Raw genomic sequence first — 21806 nt, 5'->3', positions numbered from 1 at the left:
ATGAAGTTATTATGGATCAATTACTGCAAAATAAAAAATGGCATTCAGTTTCTTATAATGATGTATTAGAGAACTTCAATGCTTCCTCACAAGGTCTTGATACGACAGAAGCAGAGAAACGTCTAAAAATAGTAGGACCCAATATTCTGCACAGGCAAAATAGAGAAAGTGCCTTTAAAATTTTGCTGAGGCAATTTCTTAACCCGCTTATATATGTTCTCCTTGCTGCTACCACCCTTGCCATAGCTATGGGTAAAATCACTGATGGAATAGTGGTATTTTGCGTTATAATTATTAATGCTATTATCGGATTTGTTCAAGAATACCAAGCCGGTAAAACCATTCAGGGGCTTCTGCAATTGATACCGGAGAATGTTACGGTAATGAGAGACGGAAAGCAAAAAAACATCCAGGCTGCTGACCTTGTACCAGGGGATTATGTATTGCTTCAGGCTGGAGACAAGGTATCCGCAGATTTACGGCTTACATTCGTAAAAAACATGCAGTGTAATGAATCTATCCTTACCGGCGAATCCTTCCCGGTAGAAAAACACACGGATAATATTGACTCAGATGTAGGGGTTGCTGACCGTAAGAATATGGTTTTTAGCGGTACAATGATTACTTCTGGTACTGCGGAAGGCGTAGTTGTTTTAACAGGTGTTAAAACAGAAATCGGTAAAATTTCCGTACTTCTTCAAACCACCACGTCAGTCAAATCTCCACTGACAAAATCTCTTGAAAAAATCGCACGGGGAATTACGTATTCCATCATATTTGTTGGTGTCTTAGTTTTTCTAATTGGAATATTTCGTAATTACACACTTATTGATGCAATATTTTTTGCCATTACTCTTGCGGTCGCAGCTATCCCCGAAGGGCTGCCTGCCGTAATTACTATCGCATCAGCTATCGGTGTTATGCGAATGGCAAAAAGACAAGCTATTATCCGGCATTTATCCGCTGTAGAGACTTTGGGTAGCACCACTGTAATCTGCTCAGACAAAACGGGAACGCTTACCCTTAACGAAATGACCGTTCAGGTTCTTTGGAATGGAAAGCAAAAATTCAATGTCACAGGAGTAGGCATTAACACTGATGGTGAAATTTTAAAAAATAATTCAGGTGAAAAAGGAACAGATGATGAAATTGGAGAACTGATAAGGGCTGCTGCATTGTGCAATGACGCAACACTTCATAATAATGAGGGTCTTTGGAAAGCAGTAGGAGATCCCACAGAGGTTGCCCTCATAGCAGTAGCCGGGAAGTTTGGAATAAACGAAGACGAATTAAGAAGCAAATGGCCGAGGATGGATGAATTACCCTTTGATTCTGAAAAAAAAATAATGACTACGCTACATCTCTCCCCTTTGGGAGAAAAAATAATTTACCTAAAAGGCGCCCCTGAATCAGTTATTCCACTTTTATTAAAAAGTGAAAATTCATCCATTGTCTTTGACACAGAAATGGTGCGAGCGGAGGCTTTACAGTTAGCAGGAACAGGAATGAGAGTATTGGCTTTCGCTTTCAGAAACTTAGATAGCGAACATTCATCACTCATTACGGAAGAGGATCTTTACGATTTTACTTTTTTAGGAATACAGGCCATAAGTGACCCTCCAAGAATGGAAGTAAAAGAAGCGATAAAATCGTGTCATAATGCAGGTATTACAGTGAAAATGATTACCGGCGACCATCCTGCAACAGCCGCAGCAATAGGCATGGAACTTGGATTTATAAATGCAGATCGGGTTATCACCGGAAAGGAGCTTCAGAATTTGAATGCTCTAGAGATTCAAGAAGTAGTAAAAAACACTAATATTTTTGCACGGGTATCCCCTGAAGATAAATTAAATCTAGTAAAAGCCCTTCAGGCCAGCGAGGAAGTGGTAGCCATGACAGGAGATGGTGTAAATGACGCCCCAGCACTAAAACGTGCAGATATTGGTGTAGCTATGGGTATCAGTGGTACGGCTGTTGCCAAAGAGGCGGCAGACATGATCCTGACCAATGATAATTTTGAAAGTATAAAGGCGGCTGTTGAAGAAGGACGCAGAGTATTTGACAACCTATTAAAATCTATTGTATTTCTTCTGCCTACAAGTATAGGATTGGGATTGGTTATTTTTATTGCTGTGTTGTTTTTTCCCTCAAAAGACGGAATTTTACTCATCCCAATACAACCTGTTCAGGTATTGTGGATCAATCTTATAACTGCCGTTGCCTTGTCATTGCCGCTTGCGCTTGAAGCAATGGAACCCGATGTAATGAATCGTCCTCCACGTAAGCCCAAGAAGCCTTTATTAAGTTCCTTTATAATTTTCAGGATGATCCTAGTTTCTTTGGTAATGGCAGGTGGAACAATTGGATTATTTCTTTGGGAATATAATAATGAGCTGTCCAGGGGCATCGCACATTCACTGGCCATTTCGGAAGCTCAAACAATGGCTGTAACAGCAATGGTTTTATTTCAGGTGTTTTATCTTATTGATTGCCGATCTCTTCATTTTTCAGTCAATAAAATCGGGCTTTTTTCTAATCCATTTATTTATATCGGAATTGCAACAGTACTGTTTGTTCAGACCGCTTTTGTTTATTTTCCATTTATGAATCGTTGGTTTCATTCATCTCCATTAAAAGCGGAGGCATGGGGGGTGTCAGCCATGGTCGCTTTTTCAATTCTAATAATCATCAGTATTGAAAAATGGATTCAAAGAAAATATTTTAAAAATATTGAGATGTAATATTACAGTGAAAAAGTAAAACTCGTAATCAAGAAGTGTTTGACAAATATGAAATGTGGGTTGTAGCATAGTAAATGAAATATCTTGCGAACCAATCAAAGAAAATCCAAAACAAAATAAATGCAATCCTTATCGAGATGAAATAAAAAAACAAACAGACTAAACTCATCAAACTATTTGGACAATTAGTGCAAAACAACATAAGAACCATTAAAACTAGTTAATGATCACGAGGTTTGGAGTGTTTAACAAGATTTTTTCAACACAACATCTGGATCAAAATGACAGAGTATTATAGATAAAAAAAAGGAACCGCATACGAACAAAAAAATCTTAAATAGGACTACAAGTTAATATTACAAGATTGATAATCAGTGAAAGATTTATACAAGCTAAAGTTTTTTTCATTGTATAAAATTTTGTTAGGCATTTGACAAAAAGTTTATTATATTTAGTAAATATTTTCGTTCAATATAATTTCCGCATGTAAATCCCGAACAGCTTTTAAACGCAAACCGTCAGACAATCACTAAAGGTGCATATCTTGGTAACAGACAAACATTTTGGTAAATAATGAAATTGATTAATTGAATTTGACAAAATAAGCATAGAGTATCAATTAAACATTTTGTGAATATGCAAACGGATTTGAGTTTTTGGATTGGTTTTAATGAATTTGCACTGCTGATTCCGGCATTAAATTTAGGGGTATTTAATCGTAAATCTCATGAAGTAAGCGTTTTAAAATCTTTGATTTAGATAGGGGTTCGGATGACGCTTGCTTTGTGCTTCGATATGCTTTTCTATTATTGTGAAGGTGAGACAAAAGCATTGGAGTTTTTTACGGTTTATGTGATCGAAAAAGCATGGAGCATATATAATATTTTTGTATTCACTTTTATTTTAACACTCCTGCTATTCATTAGCATAAAATTCTGTTTTGGAGAATGATCGGGGATTTGATAATGCGAGCTGCTTTTATTTTTGCGGGAGTGGCCTTAAGCGAGAAATTTTATTCGACGATTTATGTTTTTGGAGCGATATTGATTTTTAGATTATATAAGATGATTACACAAAAAGAGGTAATAATTGAGTCAAAAAAAATTCCCTGTAAAAATTATTCAGTAAAGCAATGCCTGTTAGCAATGATATGCATGAGTGAAAAATTTTTATAAAACAAGACGGGAAACCGTTTGCAACGTCTTTATTTTTAGTTTTGGTCTTGATTGAAACCACCGATTTGATTTTTTCGGCAGATAGCATTCGTGTAATACTGGCCTCTACGCAAGAGCATTTTATTGTTCACACTTGAAATGTGTACGCCATACATGGCTTGCGTTCTTCGTATTTTCCACTGACGGGTATGATGGATAAATTCTGGTATTTATAAAAGGGGCTTGCTTTTAAATTAATTTTTGTGGGATTAAAAATGTTGGTGATTGATTTCTGCAAGTTGCCAATACAAATTGTGTTGTTGGTAATAGTTATTAATTCAATCTTGAGCATTGCAATATCATTAATATCAAGCAGGAGAATATAATAGGTTTAATCAGTCAATTGAATTGCATTTTGTCAAAATAATAATTAACATAAACGATTATGGATAAAATTCTTGTTACCACCGATTTTTCTTCTAACTCAAAAGCAGGTTTGCGTTTTGCCATTCAATTGGCATCACAAAATAAATTTGAGCTGACTTTTTTTCATTCCTATTACATTGCAAATCTTACGTCAATGAGCGATTCCGCCTTCGCTGATTGTGAAAGGAAAGAAGCTGATAAAATTCAAAAAAAACTAAACCAATTTGTAGAATCGGTTTACAGAGACATGGATGTTGTTTCCAAAAAAAAAGATTGTGTAATAAATAGTGCTGTTTTTGCAGATAGCAATATCAGGGAATATGCTCAGGAAAATAAATTCAATTTTATCTGCATCAGCACGAGAGGCTTAGGAAAATTAAAAAAAATATTTGGGACAAACACTTCCAGTCTAATCACTCATTCCACGGTTCCTGTTATAGCAGTGCCGCACAATTATCGCAGAAGTGAAATAAAAAATATCCTTTACGCCTCTGACCTTGTAAATCTTGAAAATGAACTGATTAAAGTAGTTGAATTCACAAAGCCATTAAAGGCAAAAGTTGAAATACTCCATTTCAATTACCCAACCGAAATAAAAACCAATAAAAACGTCATAAATGAACTGGTAAAAAAAAATTCAAAGCATAATATCAAACTGCATGTCGAAAAGATCAATCTCGCCGAAAGTTTAATTTCAAATATAGAAGCGGTAATCAAGCAGTCAAAACCTGCCATGATAATCATGTTCACGCAACAAAACAGAAGTTTTTTCGATAAAATATTTTTCTCCAGTAACTCAGTCAATTATTCCTTCAAAGCCAAAATACCGTTGCTCGTTTTTAATAAAATATAAATGCCAGAAATGGCGAGATGAAAAAGAACGGTAAAATACTATTAGGCAACTTCTAGTAATTACTAATTTTAATGTTCACCATTAACTTTAGGAGAAAAGCCAGGTAGCCTTTTTTACTCTAAAACATTAAAAAACAAATTCTTAATTTGTGTAAAAAGTTTTAATATCAGAAGGTATTATATCTGGACTTGGATAACCTACAGCGCTACTTGTAAAATAACTGTTGTTTTTGAAATTAGTAATTACAACTTTCCATTTCCGATTTTTCCATTTGTAGGAAGTTGAAAAATCATTAACGTAACAGGCTGAGATTTGTCCAAAAATGCCATAATTGTTGTCAGTTGTATCTGTTTTACGGTTGTTTGCTTCCGTAAATTGAAAAGATAAGGATAAAGTTGAAGAGCTTAAAAAAAATATAACAATTCCAGAAGCAATAGCATTGCAACAGCAGATCACAAGCACGTTTAAAGAAGCATTTGTATTAAGACAAGAAATAGCACGACTTAAAAGAATTTTAGAAGAGAATACAATCCAATATTAAAATATTATATCTTTAAAAAAAAAGATGAATTCAAATAAAGATTTGAAATGAAAAAAAATAAGTTTTTATTACTCATCAATTCTAAGGGACTTCGATAATTAGCATCATCCAAAAGTACAATTTGCAAAAAATCCAGTGCAAACATAACTTGATACGTTTTTTAAACATCCGTAACACCACTCAAAATCAATTTGCGTGCTCAAATTTTCAATTCAATATTAATTAGAAACCAAAACATCATAATCAGGATGCTAATCAAATATCGTTTTTCTGTCCTAGATAAAATGATTAACTGCACAAAAAGCAAACGTTTTGGATTTACGTTTGTTTTGGTGCGCAATTTCCATTATCAAAGGAAAACCTTCAAAAAATTATTTTCGGAAAGTGATCAGTTTAATTTCAATTTTGATGTTCGTGATTTGTTCGTGAAAATGTCGCAAAAAGTTGCGTTTTGTTGTTGTAAATGTAGGAAAATAAGAAATACAAAAATCACTAAATGCAAAAAACCCACTGAATTCAGTGGGTTTTGTTGTGAAGGCAGAAGGATTCGAACCTTCGACCGCCTGCTTAGAAGGCAGGTGCTCTATCCAGCTGAGCTATGCCTCCATTGCTCATGTAAAAAATTCAGTCGGGGTGGCAGGATTCGAACCTGCGGCCTCCTGCTCCCAAAGCAGGCGCGATAACCGAGCTACGCTACACCCCGAAAAACAAAATTATAACAGCGGAGGGACAGGGACTCGAACCCTGGCACCGATTGCTCGATGACAGTTTAGCAAACTGCTCCATTACCACTCTGGCACCCCTCCAAGCTCAAGGAAACGTGACCTGTTTTGCGGTTGCAAAAATAAGACATCTTTACACTTCTCACAACTATTTTACTTCTTTTTTTTAATCTTTTTCATCATTTTTATAAAAAAGCTTCACAATCAAACATATAGAATAAAAATAAATTTAAAAAAGATAATCTGAACATCAAAATATGAAATTGTTTAAAAAAGATTAAATTTGCTACATAAACTAACATTATGAAAGTCATGAACAAAAGAGTTGTTATCGTTTCTGCCGTTAGAACACCTATCGGAAGTTTTATGGGGGGACTGTCTACAGTTACCGCTCCAAGATTAGGCGCAATAGCTATTAAAGGCGCTTTGGATAGAATAAATTTAGATCCAAATTTGATTGATGAAGTATTTATGGGTAACGTAGTTCAAGCTGGTGTAGGACAGGCTCCTGCCAGACAAGCTGCTATATTTGCCGGTTTACCGAATACGGTTGCCTGCACCACAATAAATAAAGTTTGCGCTTCCGGGATGAAAGCAGTTATGCTGGGTGCGCAAGCTATTCAATGTGGCGATGCCGAAATTGTGGTTGCTGGTGGAATGGAAAACATGAGTTTGATTCCACATTACATGCATTTGAGAAACGGAACTAAATTTGGCCCCGCAACCATGATTGATGGAATGCAGAAAGACGGACTTACTGATGCCTATGATAACAGCGCTATGGGAGTGTGTGCGGACTTATGTGCATCAGAATATAACTTTACGCGTGAAGACCAAGACAACTTCGCAATTCAATCGTATGAGCGTAGCGCAAAAGCATGGGATTCGGGAAAATTCGACAATGAAATAGTTCCTGTTCCTGTTCCACAAAGAAAAGGGGATCCTATCATAGTTTCCAAAGATGAAGAATTCACTAATGTAAAATTAGATAAAATACCCTCACTAAACGCCGTTTTTACAAAAGATGGAACTGTAACCGCAGCCAATGCATCAACAATAAATGATGGTGCAGCAGCAGTAATCTTGATGAGTGAAGAAAAAGCAATCGCTTTAGGACTAAAACCATTGGCGTATATCAACGGATATGCTGATGCGGCGCAGGAGCCAAAATGGTTTACTACAAGCCCTTCAAAAGCGATTCCAAAAGCATTGGAAAAAGCTGGAATAACAATCAATGATGTGGATTATTTTGAATTCAATGAAGCATTTGCTGTTGTAGGTTTAGCTAATTCAAAAATTTTGGGTTTAAGTGACAGCAACGTAAATGTAAATGGTGGTGCCGTATCTTTAGGTCATCCTCTAGGTTGTTCCGGAGTCAGAATCATCGTTACATTATTAAATGTTTTAGAACAAAACAATGCTAAAATCGGTGCTGCCGCAATTTGCAATGGTGGCGGAGGTGCATCAGCAATTGTAATTGAAAGAGCTTAAATAATTATATTTTAAGAGTTATCGGCTTAAAAAACTTATAACTCTTAATTCTTAACTCATAAAAGAATCTAAATGTTCGGAATTTGTAATCTAGCCATAATCCCACTTAGAATTGAACCTAATGACAGAAGCGAAACCGTTTCTCAAGTTTTATTTGGTGAACATTTTGAAATTTTAGAACAACTAAAGCAGTGGTCTAAAATCAGAATGCAATATGACGGTTACGAAGGATGGATAGATTCAAAACAATTACAACTGATTTCCGAAGCCAATTTTAATCAATTATCGAACGAGGCCATAATTTTAAATGCCGATTTAATAGAATATATCACGACACCAAATAGTTTGTTGATACCGATTCCGCTTGGTTCTTCGATATCGTTTATAAATCACAATGAGATAAATATTTCAAATTTTGACTTTGAAGGAACTAAAACCAGCGGCGAGAAAACTAAAGAAAGCCTACTAAATACAGCCTTTATGTATTTGAATGCTCCTTATCTTTGGGGAGGAAAAACTCCTTTTGGTATAGATTGTTCCGGATTTACTCAAATGGTATACAAACTCAATGGCTACAAATTGCTGAGAGATGCTTCGCAACAATCAACGCAAGGAGAAGCCTTAAGTTTTATTGAAGAGAGCGAACCTGGAGATTTAGCTTTTTTTGATAATGAAGAAGGCAACATCATTCATGTTGGAATTATAATGGCCGACAATTATATCATTCACGCCAGTGGAAAAGTTCGGATAGACCGCTTGGATCATTTAGGAATATTTAATGCTGAAACAAACAAGCATACACACAAATTGAGAGTCATTAAAAAAATAGTATAAAAAAACCTGTCTAAATATAGACAGGTTTTTTTGTACATTTCAAAAGCAAATTTTACATTTTTGCTTTTAATGCTTTGTATTGCGCAGTCATTTCTAACGCGCTGTAAACGCCTAAAAGAGTTTTAGAAACATCTACGTTTTTAGGATCTAATTCAACCGCTTTTTCAAGATAAGGAATTGTTGCTTTAAAAAGCTCTTCTCTTTTCTTTTTCAATTCATCGTAACGTTTCATATCCTTTGCAGAAGTCCCCAATTTGTTCATTTCGTCAATAATTGCTTTTTCATTCTCTAACTTCATTGCAGCAAGATTGATGTAACCATTGATATATTTTGGATTAATTTCAATAACTCTTTTGTAATATTTTTCAGCATCTGCTACATTTTTTGCATTTGCACTTAATACTCCCAAGTTAAAAATCAAATCCGCATCATTTGGATTTTTTTGCAAAACTTCAGCGATTAATTTTTTATACATTTCATAATCTTTCGTTTCTAAATAAAGATTAGCTTCTGTCAAAGTCAAAGATGTGTCTTCCGGATTTGCCAATCTCGCTTCAGAGATTGCTTTTTTAGCTTCCTCCGTTTTACCTTTTTCAACTAAAATTAAAGCCATATTTTTATAAATTTCTCCTCTTTTAGATGGCACAACTTCAGTTCTTGGCTTTTCATGCGTTCCAAGTTTCACCATTCTGTCTCTTTCTTGAGCAGTAGTAAAAAAATCTTCTTGAGTAGTTAATTTATTAACAGCAAAATAACTCGTCCCTTTGCCGGAATAGTTCAGCGTTTTTAAATTATCATACAATTCAAGCGCTTTGTCATATTCTTTTGCATTAACATAAGTAGAAGCTGCGTAATACAAATTGATTGTGTCTTTCTTATCTAGCAAATAAGCGTCAGATAATTTTTTAGCACTATCTGAATGCTTGTCCAATTTTGAATCAGCAATTGCACCGTTAATCAATTTAAATTTAATATCAGTAATTGAAGCAGCTGCCTGTGTTGAAAATTTAGCTTTTCCAGAAGTTTTTTCGGCAGCAATTAAATCTTGATAAGCTTTTGCTGCAAGCGAAAGATTCGTGTTTGCATCAACATTTTTGTTTGCCAAATCTAATAAGGCATTTCCTTTTAAAAAGAAAAATTGAGCTTTCTCAGCATCTGTCGCATTAGATAGTAACGACTCTGCTTCCATCAAGATGGTTGCTGCTTCCTGCGATTTACCTCCTTTTAATAATTTTTCAGCAGCTTTTATTTGATCTTTTTGAGCAAAAGTAGCTACTGATATCAATAACGCTGATGCTAGTAATACATATTTACTTTTCATAATATTCTAAGTTTGTTTTATAATTATTCTTGTTATCTATTTTTATTTATGCTTGATCATCTTCGTCGTCACCTTCAGCCTCGTCATCAACTTCCTCTTGTTCAGAATCATCTTCTTCATCATCTTCATCTGCACCTTCATCTTCAAGAACTTCTAAAATAGGCTTCACTCTTTCGATAGCTTCTGTTTCTATGACATTACCTTCTTCGTCAACGACCACTTCTGCAACATCGTCTTTCATTACTTTAGTTACTGCAGCAATCGAATCTTTACCTTTTAGATTTATCAATTTAACTCCTTGGGTTGCTCGTCCCATTACACGCAAATCTTCAATAGCCATTCTGATTGTTAATCCAGATTTATTGATAATCATCAAATCATCAGCATCAGTAACTGCATTAATCGAAATAAGTTTTCCGGTTTTTTCTGTAATGTTAAGTGTTTTCACACCCTTTCCTCCTCGATTAGTAATTCTATAAACATCTTCACCATCTTCATCGACTAATTTGGTACGTTTACCATATCCATTTTCAGTTACAACTAAAATTTGTGAATCGTTAATATTTTCCTTATCAACAGTAACCATGCCAATAACTTCGTCTGTTTCATCTTTAAGAGTAATTCCACGTACTCCAGAAGCTGTTCTTCCCATAGGACGGGTTTTTGTTTCTTCAAAACGAACTAATTTCCCAGATTTAAGTGCCAAGATAATTTGACTTTCACCATTAGTTAATTTCGCTTCCAATAATTCATCGCCTTCTTTTATAGTAATTGCAGCAACACCATTAACTCTCGGTTTAGAATATTTCTCTAAAGAAGTTTTCTTAACCTGACCTTTTTTAGTTACCATAATAAGGTTGTGACTTTTGATGTAATCTTGATCTTTTAAATCTTGGGTACAAATAAATGCTTTTACTTTATCGTCGCTTTCAATATTAACTAAGTTCTGAATCGCTCTACCTTTAGCCGTTTTACTTCCTTCTGGTATTTCATAAACGCGCATCCAGAAACATTTTCCTTTTTGGGTAAAGAACATCATGTATTGGTGATTCGTTGCCACAAACATGTGCTCCAAGAAATCCTGATCTCTTGTACCAGCGCTTTTTTGTCCAACTCCTCCTCTATTCTGAGTTTTGTACTCTGTAAGGTTCGTACGCTTAATATATCCTGCATGAGAAATCGTGATAACTACATTTTCATCGGCAATTAAATCTTCAATACTTACATCTCCTCCTGAATATTCAATAACAGAACGACGTTCATCGCCATATTTATCACGAATTTCCGTTAGTTCTTCTTTAATCAAGGCTATTCTTAAGTTTACATCTGCTAATAAAGCTTTTAAATGCTCGATTAACTTCATGATTTCCTCGTATTCTGTTCTTAACTTATCTTGTTCAAGACCTGTTAATTGACGCAAACGCATTTCAACAATTGCACGAGATTGAATATCGGATAAATTGAACCTTTCGATTAATTTTTCTCTTGCTTCTTCGGTACTTTTTGAAGCTTTGATTAAAGCAATTACTTCGTCAATATTATCCGAAGCGATAATCAAACCTTCTAATATATGTGCTCTAGCTTCCGCTTTTTTCAATTCAAATTGCGTTCTGCGAGTCACCACATCATGACGGTGCTCTATAAAATAATGAATCAGATCTTTCAGATTCAACATTTGCGGACGCCCTTTTACAATTGCAATATTGTTTACACTGAAAGAAGACTGTAATTGTGTAAATTTATAAAGTGTATTTAAAACTACGTTTGGCGTAGCATCACGTTTTAAAATATAAACGATACGCATCCCGTTTCTATCCGATTCATCTCGGATATTCGCAATTCCATCAATTTTTTTATCATTAACCAAATCAGCCGTACGCTTAATCATATCGGCCTTATTAACTTGATAAGGAATTTCGGTAACAATAATACATTCTCTTCCGTCCACTTCTTCAAAACCTACTTTGGCACGCATTACAATACGTCCTCTACCTGTTTTGAATGCTTCACGAACGCCTTCATATCCATATATAATACCACCTGTAGGAAAATCGGGGGCTTTGATATGCGTCATCAACTCATCAATCTCAATATCATTATTATCCATGAAGGCTAACGTACCGTTGATTACCTCGGTTAAGTTGTGAGGAGGCATATTTGTAGCCATACCCACTGCAATTCCTGTTGCCCCATTTATTAATAAGGTAGGAACACGCGTTGGCATAACTGTTGGCTCTTCTAAAGTATCATCAAAATTTAATTTAAAATCAACAGTTTCTTTATCTATATCCGCCAAGATTTCTTCCGAAATTTTACGCATTCTAGCCTCCGTATAACGCATTGCTGCAGGACTATCCCCATCCACGGAACCAAAATTACCTTGACCGTCAATCAATAAATAACGCATACTCCATTCTTGTGCCATACGAACCATGGCATCATAAACAGAGGTATCACCGTGTGGGTGATATTTTCCAAGAACTTCCCCGACAATTCTTGCGGACTTTTTATGGGCAGATCTGGAGTTTACTCCTAAATCATGCATTCCATAAAGTACTCTTCGATGTACTGGTTTCAAGCCATCTCTGACATCTGGAAGTGCTCTTGATACAATTACTGACATCGAATAATCAATGTAAGCTGTTTTCATTTCATCTTCAATGTTAATAGGAATTAACTTTTCTCCTTCAGACATAGGTTGTTATATTAAATAATTATATTAGTTTCAAAACGTGCCAATATACGCTTTTTTGAAATTTTTAAACTAATTTTAAAATACTTATTTCAATGATTTATTAACAAATTAAACTTCGTTTTTAGTTAATAATTTAAGGGAAAATTAACTATTATATTATGATTATTTTTGTCTCTTAGCTGACATGACTTCTTATGGGAATGGTTTTTGTTCCTCTATCATTAATTCACTAAATTTACGATATCAAATATATATTATGGATGATAATTTTTCACCAAGAGTAAAAGACGTTATTACTTACAGCAAAGAAGAAGCCTTGCGATTAGGGCATGACTTTATAGGCACGGAACACTTAATGTTAGGCATTTTAAGAGACGGAAACGGAAAAGCAATTCAAATATTGAACAACCTGGATGTTGATTTAGATTACTTACGTCGAAAAGTGGAAATCCTGAGCCCAGCGAGTCCAAGCTTGGAAGTAAATGTTGAAAAGAAAAACTTACACTTAACACGACAAGCAGAACGAGCATTGAAAACCACTTTCCTAGAAGCTAAAGTATTTCAAAGTTCGTCCATTAGCACCGCGCATTTATTATTGTGCATATTAAGAAACGAAAACGATCCAACAACCAAGCTACTGAATAAACTGAAAATCGATTATGACGTTGCTAAAGAACAATATTTAAACATGACTCCAAACGAAGAAAATTTTATAGAAAATTTGCCCCGAAACGAATCATACAATGACGATTCAGGACAAGATGACAGTCTAAAAGAAGGAACTTTCAATAATCCAGCCAATAAATCCAATAAAAAATCGAAGACTCCTGTTTTAGATAATTTTGGAAGAGATTTAACAGAAATGGCCGAAGAAGGAAAACTTGACCCTGTAGTAGGACGCGAGAAAGAAATTGAACGTGTTTCTCAAATTTTGAGCCGTCGAAAAAAGAACAATCCATTACTTATTGGGGAACCAGGAGTGGGGAAATCAGCTATCGCCGAAGGTTTAGCCTTACGTATAATCCAGAAAAAGGTATCACGTACTTTATTTAATAAACGTGTGGTTACTTTAGATTTAGCCAGTCTTGTTGCAGGTACTAAATACCGTGGACAGTTTGAAGAGCGCATGAAAGCGGTGATGAACGAATTGGAAAAAAATGACGATATCATTCTTTTCATAGATGAAATTCACACGATTGTGGGTGCCGGTGGCGCAACAGGCTCACTTGATGCTTCTAATATGTTTAAACCTGCGTTAGCTCGCGGAGAGATTCAATGTATTGGTGCCACAACATTAGATGAATACAGACAATACATAGAAAAAGATGGTGCATTAGAAAGACGTTTTCAAAAGATAATTGTGGAACCTACATCAGTTTCCGAAACAATAACTATTTTGAACAACATCAAAAACAAATACGAAGACCATCACAATGTTACCTACTCACAAGAAGCAATAGAGGCTTGTGTTAAACTAACGGACAGATATATGTCTGAACGTTTCTTGCCAGACAAAGCGATTGATGCATTAGACGAAGCAGGTTCTAGAGTTCACATTACCAATATTGAAGTTCCAAAACAAATTTTAGATCTCGAACGTCAATTAGAAGACGTACGTGAATTGAAGAATGTTGTGGTGAAAAAACAAAAATACGAAGAGGCCGCAAAACTTCGTGACGATGAAAAACGCATTGAAAAAGATTTAGCTGTTGCTCAGGAACAATGGGAAGAAGATGCTAAAAATAATCGAATAGAAGTTACAGAAGACAATGTAGCCGATGTAGTTTCTATGATGAGCGGGATTCCCGTAAATCGTATTGCTCAAACAGAAAGTAACAAACTAGCTAAACTTCCAGAACTAATTGAAGGGAAGGTTATTGGACAAAAAGAAGCAGTAATGAAAATTGCTCGTTCGATACAAAGAAATCGTGCGGGATTAAAAGATCCGAATCGTCCAATTGGTTCTTTCATCTTCTTGGGACAAACCGGTGTTGGTAAAACCCAATTAGCAAAAGTTCTGGCGAAGGAATTATTTGATTCTGAAGACGCCTTAATTCGTATTGACATGAGTGAATACATGGAAAAATTTGCAATTTCTCGTTTAGTTGGAGCGCCTCCAGGATATGTAGGATATGAAGAAGGTGGACAGCTAACGGAAAAAGTTCGCAGAAAACCATATTGCGTTGTATTGTTAGATGAGATAGAAAAAGCGCATCCTGATGTTTTCAACATGTTGTTGCAAGTTTTGGATGATGGTTATTTAACAGACAGTTTAGGTAGAAAAATTGATTTCAAAAACACTATAATTATCATGACTTCAAATGTTGGAGCCAGACAATTAAAAGACTTTGGACAAGGTGTTGGTTTTGGCACTGCTGCCAAAGTGGCTCAGGCAGATGATAATTCAAAAAGTATCATTGAAAATGCATTGAAAAAAACTTTTGCGCCAGAATTCTTAAATAGAATTGACGATGTAATTGTGTTCAATGCTTTAGAAAAACATGATATTGATTTGATTATTGAAATTGAATTGAAAAAACTATATGCTCGAGTAGCAGAATTAGGCTATCAATTGAATCTTTCTGACAAAGCCAAAGCTTTTATTGCGGATAAAGGTTTCGATAGGCAATTTGGCGCAAGGCCATTAAAAAGAGCCATTCAGAAATATGTTGAAGACACGCTGGCTGAGGAAATTATTACTTCAAAAATTACAATTGGAGATGAGATTTTCATGGATATAGAAGATGGTGCACAAGAATTAACAGTTAAGGTTCACAAAGCCGGAGAGCCTACCAACCTTTAAATTCTGGTAGGAATATATAATGTAAACCCGTTACGTTTTTATAACATAGCGGGTTTATTCTTTACGATTAACACACTTTTTTTGAAAACAAATATTTACATTTGGTCTTTATAAAAAAGGTTAATTAAAATTGTTTTATGTCAGATAATAAAGTTATTCTAGGTAGTGAAGAATGGTGTTCTTTTCCTGAATTAGGAATTCCCACGATAAAAGCCCGAGTGGATTCGGGTGCAAAAACATCAGCTTTACACGCTATCAACATCGCTCCATTTATAAAAAATGAGAGCAACTGGGTAAAATTTGACATTAATCCGATACAAAATAATCAAAAAACGGTAATTCATTGTGAAGCAGCTTTAATTGATAAACGTATTGTGAAAAGTTCCAGTGGTTTTAGAGAGCAACGCTATGTTATTCAAACAAATCTACAAATTGGAAATTCACAGTGGCCAATAGAAATGACACTGACTAATCGAGATTCTATGGGTTTCAGAATGCTTTTGGGTCGTGAAGCAATGAGTGGAAGAGTTTTAGTGGATCCGGAACAAAAATATCTTTTAGGACAACCTACAACAGATACTTTAAAAGAATTATATAAAAATTCTGAAAAAGCGACATCCGGTTTACGCATAGGGCTTCTAGCCAGTAATCCTGAATTGTACAGCAACAAGCGAATCATGGAAGCTGGAGAAATGCGAGGCCATGAAATGCATTTCTTAAACATCAAGGAATGTTATATGAAACTGGATGCAAAAACACCTGAAATCCATTATCGTGGAGGTAAGATATTAAATCAATTTGACGCCATCATTCCTAGAATCAGACCAAGTATTACCTTTTACGGTTGCGCTTTGACGAGACAATTTGAAGCCTTAAAAGTATATTGTTTAAATTCATCGAACGCCATTACGCAATCACGCGATAAATTATATTCTTTGCAATTACTGCTAAATCACGGTGTAGAAATTCCTACGACTGGTTTTGCTAATTCGCCTTTGGATACCGATGATTTAATAAAAATGGTAGGTGGTTCTCCTTTAATCGTAAAATTATTGGAAGGAACTCAAGGAAAGGGTGTCGTTTTAGCCGAAACAAAAAAAGCCGCAGAAAGCGTTATCAATGCTTTCAAAAGTTTAAATGCCAATATATTAGTTCAGGAATTCATCAAGGAAGCCAACGGAAAAGATATTCGTTGTTTTGTAATTGACGGAAAAGTAGTGGCTGCCATTCAGCGCGAAGCGATGCCAGGCGAATTTAGAGCCAACATCCATCTTGGAGGAACGGCATCTGTCATAAAAGTTACTGCAGAGGAAAAACGGATTGCGATCAAAGCAACGAAAGCAATGGACTTGAAAGTAGCTGGCGTTGATATTATTCGTTCCGCTAAAGGACCATTATTGCTGGAAGTAAATTCATCACCGGGATTAGAAGGAATTGAAGGAGCTACAAATAAAGACATAGCCGGAGAAATGATCAAAGCAATTGAAAAAAATTTCAAACAAAAAACTGAGTTGAAATAACCAATAATTCTGCATCACTATAAATACAATATATTGAATTATTGTCCTTGTAGTACTTTTTAAAAATATATTAAACCTAAAAAAATGAACGAGTATTTAGTGATAATTCTCCGTAGTAGTGCCGTTTATTTTTTTATGGTTATTGCATTACGTCTTTTTGGCAAGAAAGAATTGTCACAGCTGAACACCGCTGATGTAATATTGATTCTGCTCATCAGCAACGCCGTTCAAAATGCAATGGTTGGAAACAACACCAGTTTATGGGGAGGTTTGGCCGCAGCTTCAGTCCTATTTATCACTAATTTTATTTTAAAGAAATTGATGTTTAAGTACCCCAAATTCAGTGATTTCATGCAAGAAAAACCAGAAATCTTAATCCATGACGGAAATTTGGATTTTAAAACATTAAGTAAATTAAACATTTCTTCTGATGAATTGAAAGAAGCCATGCGCGAACATGGAATCGAATATTTTAAAGATGTAAAACTCGCAATGCTTGAAATAGATGGCAACATCAGCATTATCTCCGGCAATCAAAATTTAAAACAAACCTATCACAAACGAAAACACATTCACAAAAGTTTAAGTGGAATAAATTAATCATACCTCCCTTTGAAATAGTAACAAATTAAATTATAAATTTATGACAATTGAACATTTAAACGAAACTAAAAATGGCCATTTTAAAGCGGTTGTCAATCAAGTAGAAGTCGGAAGAATGACATATACTTGGTCGGGAACCGATAAATTTATCATTGACCACACCGAAGTAAATCCTGATTTTTCGGGACAAAATGTGGGCAAAAAACTGGTATTACAAGCCGCACAATACGCTCGAGAAAACAATTTTAAAATTGTGCCCACATGTTCATTTGCGAAAAGCATATTTGATAAAACAAAAGAAATTCAAGATCTCCAGTTTTAGCCAACTTAATTTTAGTGCATAAAAAAACCATTCCTGAAGAATGGTTTTTTTATGGATGGTATTCACATATTAAATAAAAATACTGAAAGTATAATAAATGATTGCAGCTAATATTGCTGAAATTGGAATGGTCAAAACCCATGCCCACAATAAGCTTACCGTCATTCCCCAGCGTACTGCAGAAACTCTTTTAGTAAGTCCTACTCCAATGATAGATCCGGTAATCGTATGTGTTGTACTTACAGGCACTTTAAAATGCTCCGTAAAATATAAGGTCAGTGCGCCGGCAGTTTCTGCGGCAACACCTTCAAAAGAAGTTACTTTTGTGATTTTTGAACCCATCGTCTTTACGATTTTCCAGCCACCACTTAATGTTCCAGCTGCAATTGCAGAATAACACGCTAGCGGAATCCAAGTCGGCATTTTGAAGGCACCTTCATCATTTGGCAACACCACATCTAACCAACTAGGCAATGCTTCTTGGGCAACACCACTTGTATTAATATAAACAGCAACCGCTGCGGCGATGATACCCATCACTTTTTGGGAGTCATTTCCACCGTGTCCTAAACTAAAAGCTGCAGAAGATAGCAATTGCATTTTTTTCAGCCATGCCGTTGCTTGATTTAAATTTAAACTACTAAATATCAAACAGAATGTGCTGATGGAAAGAACAATAAATGCAACTAAAAACCATTTTATATTATGTGCTTCTAACGCGACACTCCAAAAATGGGAGTCGAAACGTGGTTTTGTGATTTGATCGTAATATATCATCTGGCTTTCTACAAACCAGATTGTCAAAATCATTAAAGAAGCTGTGAAAATCTTTGGATAAATGCTCTTTTTAGAAGCATTAAGCAACCAAATCGAGATTAAATAAGAAATTAAAGCTCCTAACAAGGGTGCTAAAATAATAAAAGCAACAATGATTAAAACTCCTGAAGGCATGCCACCATCTTTTCCTTCTTTGTACCAAGAAACAACACCAAAACCTGCATGAGCAATTGCTGCTCCGGCAAATCCGCCTATTAAAGTATGGGACGAACTTGAAGGAATTCCCTGCCACCAAGTAAATAAATTCCAAATAATTGCAGCAATAACACCTGCTAGAATCACAACTAAATTGATATCCATCGTGTTAGCTGTTTTCGCAACAGTATCCGCTACTCCAAAACCGAAAACCCAATAAGCCAAAAAATTAAAAAAAGCTGCCCACACAACTGCCTGAAAAGGACTTAATACTTTTGTGGCAACGACCGTTGCTATAGCATTGGCAGCATCATGAAAACCATTAATGTAATCAAAGATCAATGCCAGAACTATAATAACTATAAGTAGAGTAAATTCCATAATTATAATTTCAGAAGAAAAGTGATTGAATTAAGAATGTTTTACAGAAATTGATTCTAAAACACTCGCTACACTTTTACATTTATCCGTTGCAGTTTCTAAAACTGACAATACTTCTTTGTATTTGATAATGTTTTTAGCATCAGTTTCATTTTCGAATAAATCAAGAACTGCTTTATCATAAACGTTATCTGATTTATTTTCCAACTTATTAATTCGAAGACAAGCATCAGTGATGTTCTTCATTTTTTTCAAATCTCTCAATTCTCTTATCGCGACATCAATGTTCTGACAAGCTTCAAGATTAATTTCGGTCAGTTTTCTGATAGATTTTGTAATTTTATCCACTTGGTACAATCGCATTCTACTGGCTGCACCATGAAGATTACCGGCAACGTTGTCTATCGAACTTATTAATGAGTAAATATCTTCTCTGTCAAATGGAGTAATAAAATTTCTACTCAACTCAAGGTTGGTTTGACGCGTTATATCCTCCCCTTTTTGCTCTAAAACATCAATTTTCTGAAAAAGAACTTCACGTTCTTTTAAAGGAAGGTTTACAGCTTCATGCAAATTTGTAGCAATTTCAATTAAATTACTTGACGCTTCTTCAAAAAGTGGAAAGAACTTTTTGTCTTTAGGAACCAAAAATTGGAAAAAATTATTTATGTTCATTTCATTAAAATTTAGTTTTGCAAAATTACTTCATTATTACCTGCTAATGTTAAGCTATTGTTAACAAATTATTTTCTATTTGAAAAGTGTTCAAAAAAGAAACTGTCTTTTCGATATCATAATGCAAAATTCGGTCTTCTTTAATCAAAGGTACTTCTTCGCGATACGCTTGTAAAAACATTTCAATAAAATCACTTGATAGCAATGGTCTTCGATATTCAATGGCTTGCGAAGCATTCATTAACTCGATCGCTAAAATGCGTTCCAGATTATCCAAAACACGTAATGCTTTCGTAGCGGCATTTGCGCCCATACTGACGTGATCTTCCTGTCCGTTGCTGGAAACAATGCTATCGACACTGGCGGGAGTTGCCAGTTGCTTGTTTTGGCTGGCAATGCTGGCGGCAGTGTATTGTGGAATCATCAAACCAGAATTCAAACCGGGATTATCCACCAAAAATGCCGGAAGATTTCGATTTCCTGAAATCAATTGATAGGTTCTTCGCTCAGAAATACTTCCTAATTCGGCCAAAGCGATTGCCATAAAATCTAAAGCCAAAGCCAATGGTTGCCCATGAAAATTCCCTCCGGAAATAATTTGGTCGCTTTCTGTAAAAATATTAGGATTATCTGTTACTGAATTGATTTCTGTTTTGAATACTTTTTTGACATAATCAATCGCATCTTTAGAAGCGCCATGAACTTGCGGCATGCATCGGAACGAATACGGATCCTGCACATGATTTTTGGGCTGTTCAATAATTTGACTTCCTTCCAAAAATCCTTTTATGCGATTGGCTGTTACAATTTGTCCTTTGTGAGGTCTGATAAAATGAATCAATTCGTTGTAAGGTTCAATTCTCCCATCAAAACCTTCAAGTGAAATTGTTCCTATCAAATCAGCCAAATAAGAAAATTTGCTCACTTTCATCAAAATATGCACGCCATAAGCAGTCATAAATTGCGTTCCATTCAACAAAGCCAATCCTTCTTTTGACTGCAAAACAATCGGTTCCCAATCAAAATGTTTCAAAACTTCGCTGGAATGGACTTTTTTCCCTCCAAAATAAACATCGCCTTCTCCCAATAACGGTAGTGATAAATGTGCTAAAGGCGCTAAATCTCCCGAAGCTCCCAATGAACCTTGTGTATAAATTACCGGCAGAATATTATTATTATAAAATGCAATCAATCGCTCGACCGTTTGCAATTGAATTCCCGAATGTCCATAACTCAGCGACTGGATTTTGAGCAACAACATCAATTTTACAATTTCGGTTGGCACTTCCTCCCCCGTTCCGCAAGAATGTGATTTTACTAAATTTTCCTGTAGTTTTGATAAATTCTCCTTGGATATTTTCACATTACAAAGCGATCCAAAACCTGTATTGATCCCATAAATAGGATCCGAATGCGAAGCCATTTTTTTGTCTAAATAATCGCGACATTTTTGAATATTTATTTTCGCCTCATCTGACAAAGCCAGTAATTTATGATGCGAAACAATTTCAGTCAATGTTTCCAGGCTAAGCAATTGATTACTAATATAATGCGTATTGTCCATTTTGAAGGTGTTTGAAAGGTAAAATTGAATAAATCTTTATAATTACACAACATTTATTGCCAATAATTTAAACTTACAGTTAAACAAAACCAAAAATTTGATTTTATGCAAATATTTTTATGCGACTTACAATGCAGCATTTTATAATTGTCACATAATCCTCCCTTTATGACGAAAAGTGAACT

15 protein-coding genes and 3 tRNA genes are annotated in these 21806 nt (G+C 35.2%); 10 read left to right on the top strand and 8 right to left on the bottom strand.

The features are described from left to right. The first annotated feature begins 11 nt into the window (after positions 1 to 11). The 4 genes from ACP7AV_RS09465 (at position 12) to ACP7AV_RS09450 (ending at position 5177) form a co-directional block, all read left to right on the top strand. Entirely contained in the window at positions 12 to 2744 is a 2733-nt protein-coding gene (locus ACP7AV_RS09465; RefSeq protein ID WP_426091743.1) for a cation-translocating P-type ATPase, read from the top strand. Between the two features lie 932 nt (positions 2745 to 3676). Beyond that, complete coding sequence (locus ACP7AV_RS09460) at positions 3677 to 3919, top strand: TerC family protein (protein WP_426091796.1); 243 nt, start codon at positions 3677 to 3679, stop codon at positions 3917 to 3919. After that, on the top strand, positions 3910 to 4056 hold the full coding sequence (locus ACP7AV_RS09455) for a TerC family protein (RefSeq protein ID WP_426091795.1): 147 nt from the start codon (positions 3910 to 3912) through the stop codon (positions 4054 to 4056). Before ACP7AV_RS09460 ends, ACP7AV_RS09455 begins: the two co-directional genes overlap by 10 nt. A 287-nt stretch (positions 4057 to 4343) precedes the next feature. Next, positions 4344 to 5177, top strand: coding sequence for a universal stress protein (locus ACP7AV_RS09450; protein ID WP_426091742.1), 834 nt, complete (start codon positions 4344 to 4346; stop codon positions 5175 to 5177). A 1073-nt stretch (positions 5178 to 6250) separates the two neighbouring features. Here ACP7AV_RS09450 and ACP7AV_RS09445 read toward each other — a convergent pair. From ACP7AV_RS09445 to ACP7AV_RS09435, 3 genes are all read right to left on the bottom strand, one after another. Continuing rightward, positions 6251 to 6324: transfer RNA gene (locus ACP7AV_RS09445), tRNA-Arg, on the bottom strand. 22 nt (positions 6325 to 6346) lie between these two features. Then, positions 6347 to 6421, bottom strand: a tRNA-Pro gene (locus ACP7AV_RS09440). Between the two features lie 19 nt (positions 6422 to 6440). Further along, positions 6441 to 6524 (bottom strand) — tRNA-Ser (locus ACP7AV_RS09435). A gap of 228 nt (positions 6525 to 6752) precedes the next feature. On the opposite strand from ACP7AV_RS09435, the gene ACP7AV_RS09430 reads away from it, so the two are divergent. Both ACP7AV_RS09430 and ACP7AV_RS09425 read left to right on the top strand, forming a co-directional pair. Next, positions 6753 to 7931, top strand: coding sequence for an acetyl-CoA C-acyltransferase (locus ACP7AV_RS09430; RefSeq protein ID WP_426091741.1), 1179 nt, complete (start codon positions 6753 to 6755; stop codon positions 7929 to 7931). Between the two features lie 72 nt (positions 7932 to 8003). Continuing rightward, a complete protein-coding gene (locus ACP7AV_RS09425) occupies positions 8004 to 8765 on the top strand; it encodes an NlpC/P60 family protein (protein WP_426063203.1) in 762 nt (253 codons plus the stop codon). 52 nt (positions 8766 to 8817) lie between these two features. Here ACP7AV_RS09425 and ACP7AV_RS09420 read toward each other — a convergent pair whose 3' ends face one another. Together ACP7AV_RS09420 and gyrA are read right to left on the bottom strand one after the other, a co-directional pair. Beyond that, positions 8818 to 10086, bottom strand: coding sequence for a tetratricopeptide repeat protein (locus ACP7AV_RS09420; RefSeq protein ID WP_426091740.1), 1269 nt, complete (start codon positions 10084 to 10086; stop codon positions 8818 to 8820). 46 nt (positions 10087 to 10132) lie between these two features. Further along, entirely contained in the window at positions 10133 to 12781 is a 2649-nt protein-coding gene (gyrA, locus tag ACP7AV_RS09415) for a DNA gyrase subunit A (protein ID WP_426091739.1), read from the bottom strand. A gap of 256 nt (positions 12782 to 13037) precedes the next feature. On the opposite strand from gyrA, the gene ACP7AV_RS09410 reads away from it, so the two are divergent. The 4 genes from ACP7AV_RS09410 to ACP7AV_RS09395 all read left to right on the top strand — a co-directional run bounded on the left by ACP7AV_RS09410 (position 13038) and on the right by ACP7AV_RS09395 (position 18029). Further along, positions 13038 to 15584 carry an ATP-dependent Clp protease ATP-binding subunit gene (locus ACP7AV_RS09410; protein ID WP_426063206.1) on the top strand — a complete coding sequence of 849 codons (2547 nt, stop codon included), beginning with the start codon at positions 13038 to 13040 and terminating at the stop codon, positions 15582 to 15584. Positions 15585 to 15721: 137 nt separating this feature from the next. Then, entirely contained in the window at positions 15722 to 17104 is a 1383-nt protein-coding gene (rimK, locus tag ACP7AV_RS09405) for a 30S ribosomal protein S6--L-glutamate ligase (RefSeq protein ID WP_426063207.1), read from the top strand. 84 nt (positions 17105 to 17188) lie between these two features. After that, positions 17189 to 17704: a DUF421 domain-containing protein gene (locus tag ACP7AV_RS09400; protein WP_426063208.1), complete on the top strand. Its 516-nt coding sequence runs from the start codon at positions 17189 to 17191 to the stop codon at positions 17702 to 17704. A gap of 43 nt (positions 17705 to 17747) precedes the next feature. After that, positions 17748 to 18029, top strand: coding sequence for a GNAT family N-acetyltransferase (locus tag ACP7AV_RS09395; protein ID WP_426063209.1), 282 nt, complete (start codon positions 17748 to 17750; stop codon positions 18027 to 18029). Positions 18030 to 18098: 69 nt separating this feature from the next. Here ACP7AV_RS09395 and ACP7AV_RS09390 read toward each other — a convergent pair whose 3' ends face one another. From ACP7AV_RS09390 to hutH, 3 genes are read right to left on the bottom strand one after another with little or no spacing between them, the layout of a single operon-like run. Next, complete coding sequence (locus ACP7AV_RS09390; protein ID WP_426091738.1) at positions 18099 to 19382, bottom strand: anion permease; 1284 nt, start codon at positions 19380 to 19382, stop codon at positions 18099 to 18101. A gap of 30 nt (positions 19383 to 19412) precedes the next feature. Next, positions 19413 to 20057: a DUF47 domain-containing protein gene (locus ACP7AV_RS09385; protein WP_426063211.1), complete on the bottom strand. Its 645-nt coding sequence runs from the start codon at positions 20055 to 20057 to the stop codon at positions 19413 to 19415. 49 nt (positions 20058 to 20106) lie between these two features. Then, positions 20107 to 21621: a histidine ammonia-lyase gene (gene hutH / locus ACP7AV_RS09380; RefSeq protein ID WP_426091737.1), complete on the bottom strand. Its 1515-nt coding sequence runs from the start codon at positions 21619 to 21621 to the stop codon at positions 20107 to 20109. Positions 21622 to 21806 lie beyond the last annotated feature (185 nt).

Origin of the sequence: Flavobacterium sp. DSR3-2 (assembly GCF_049896525.1) — a bacterium.
GTDB lineage: Bacteria > Bacteroidota > Bacteroidia > Flavobacteriales > Flavobacteriaceae > Flavobacterium.
Note: the sequence above shows the minus strand (reverse complement) of the source record. Positions and strands in the feature narration are given on the sequence as shown.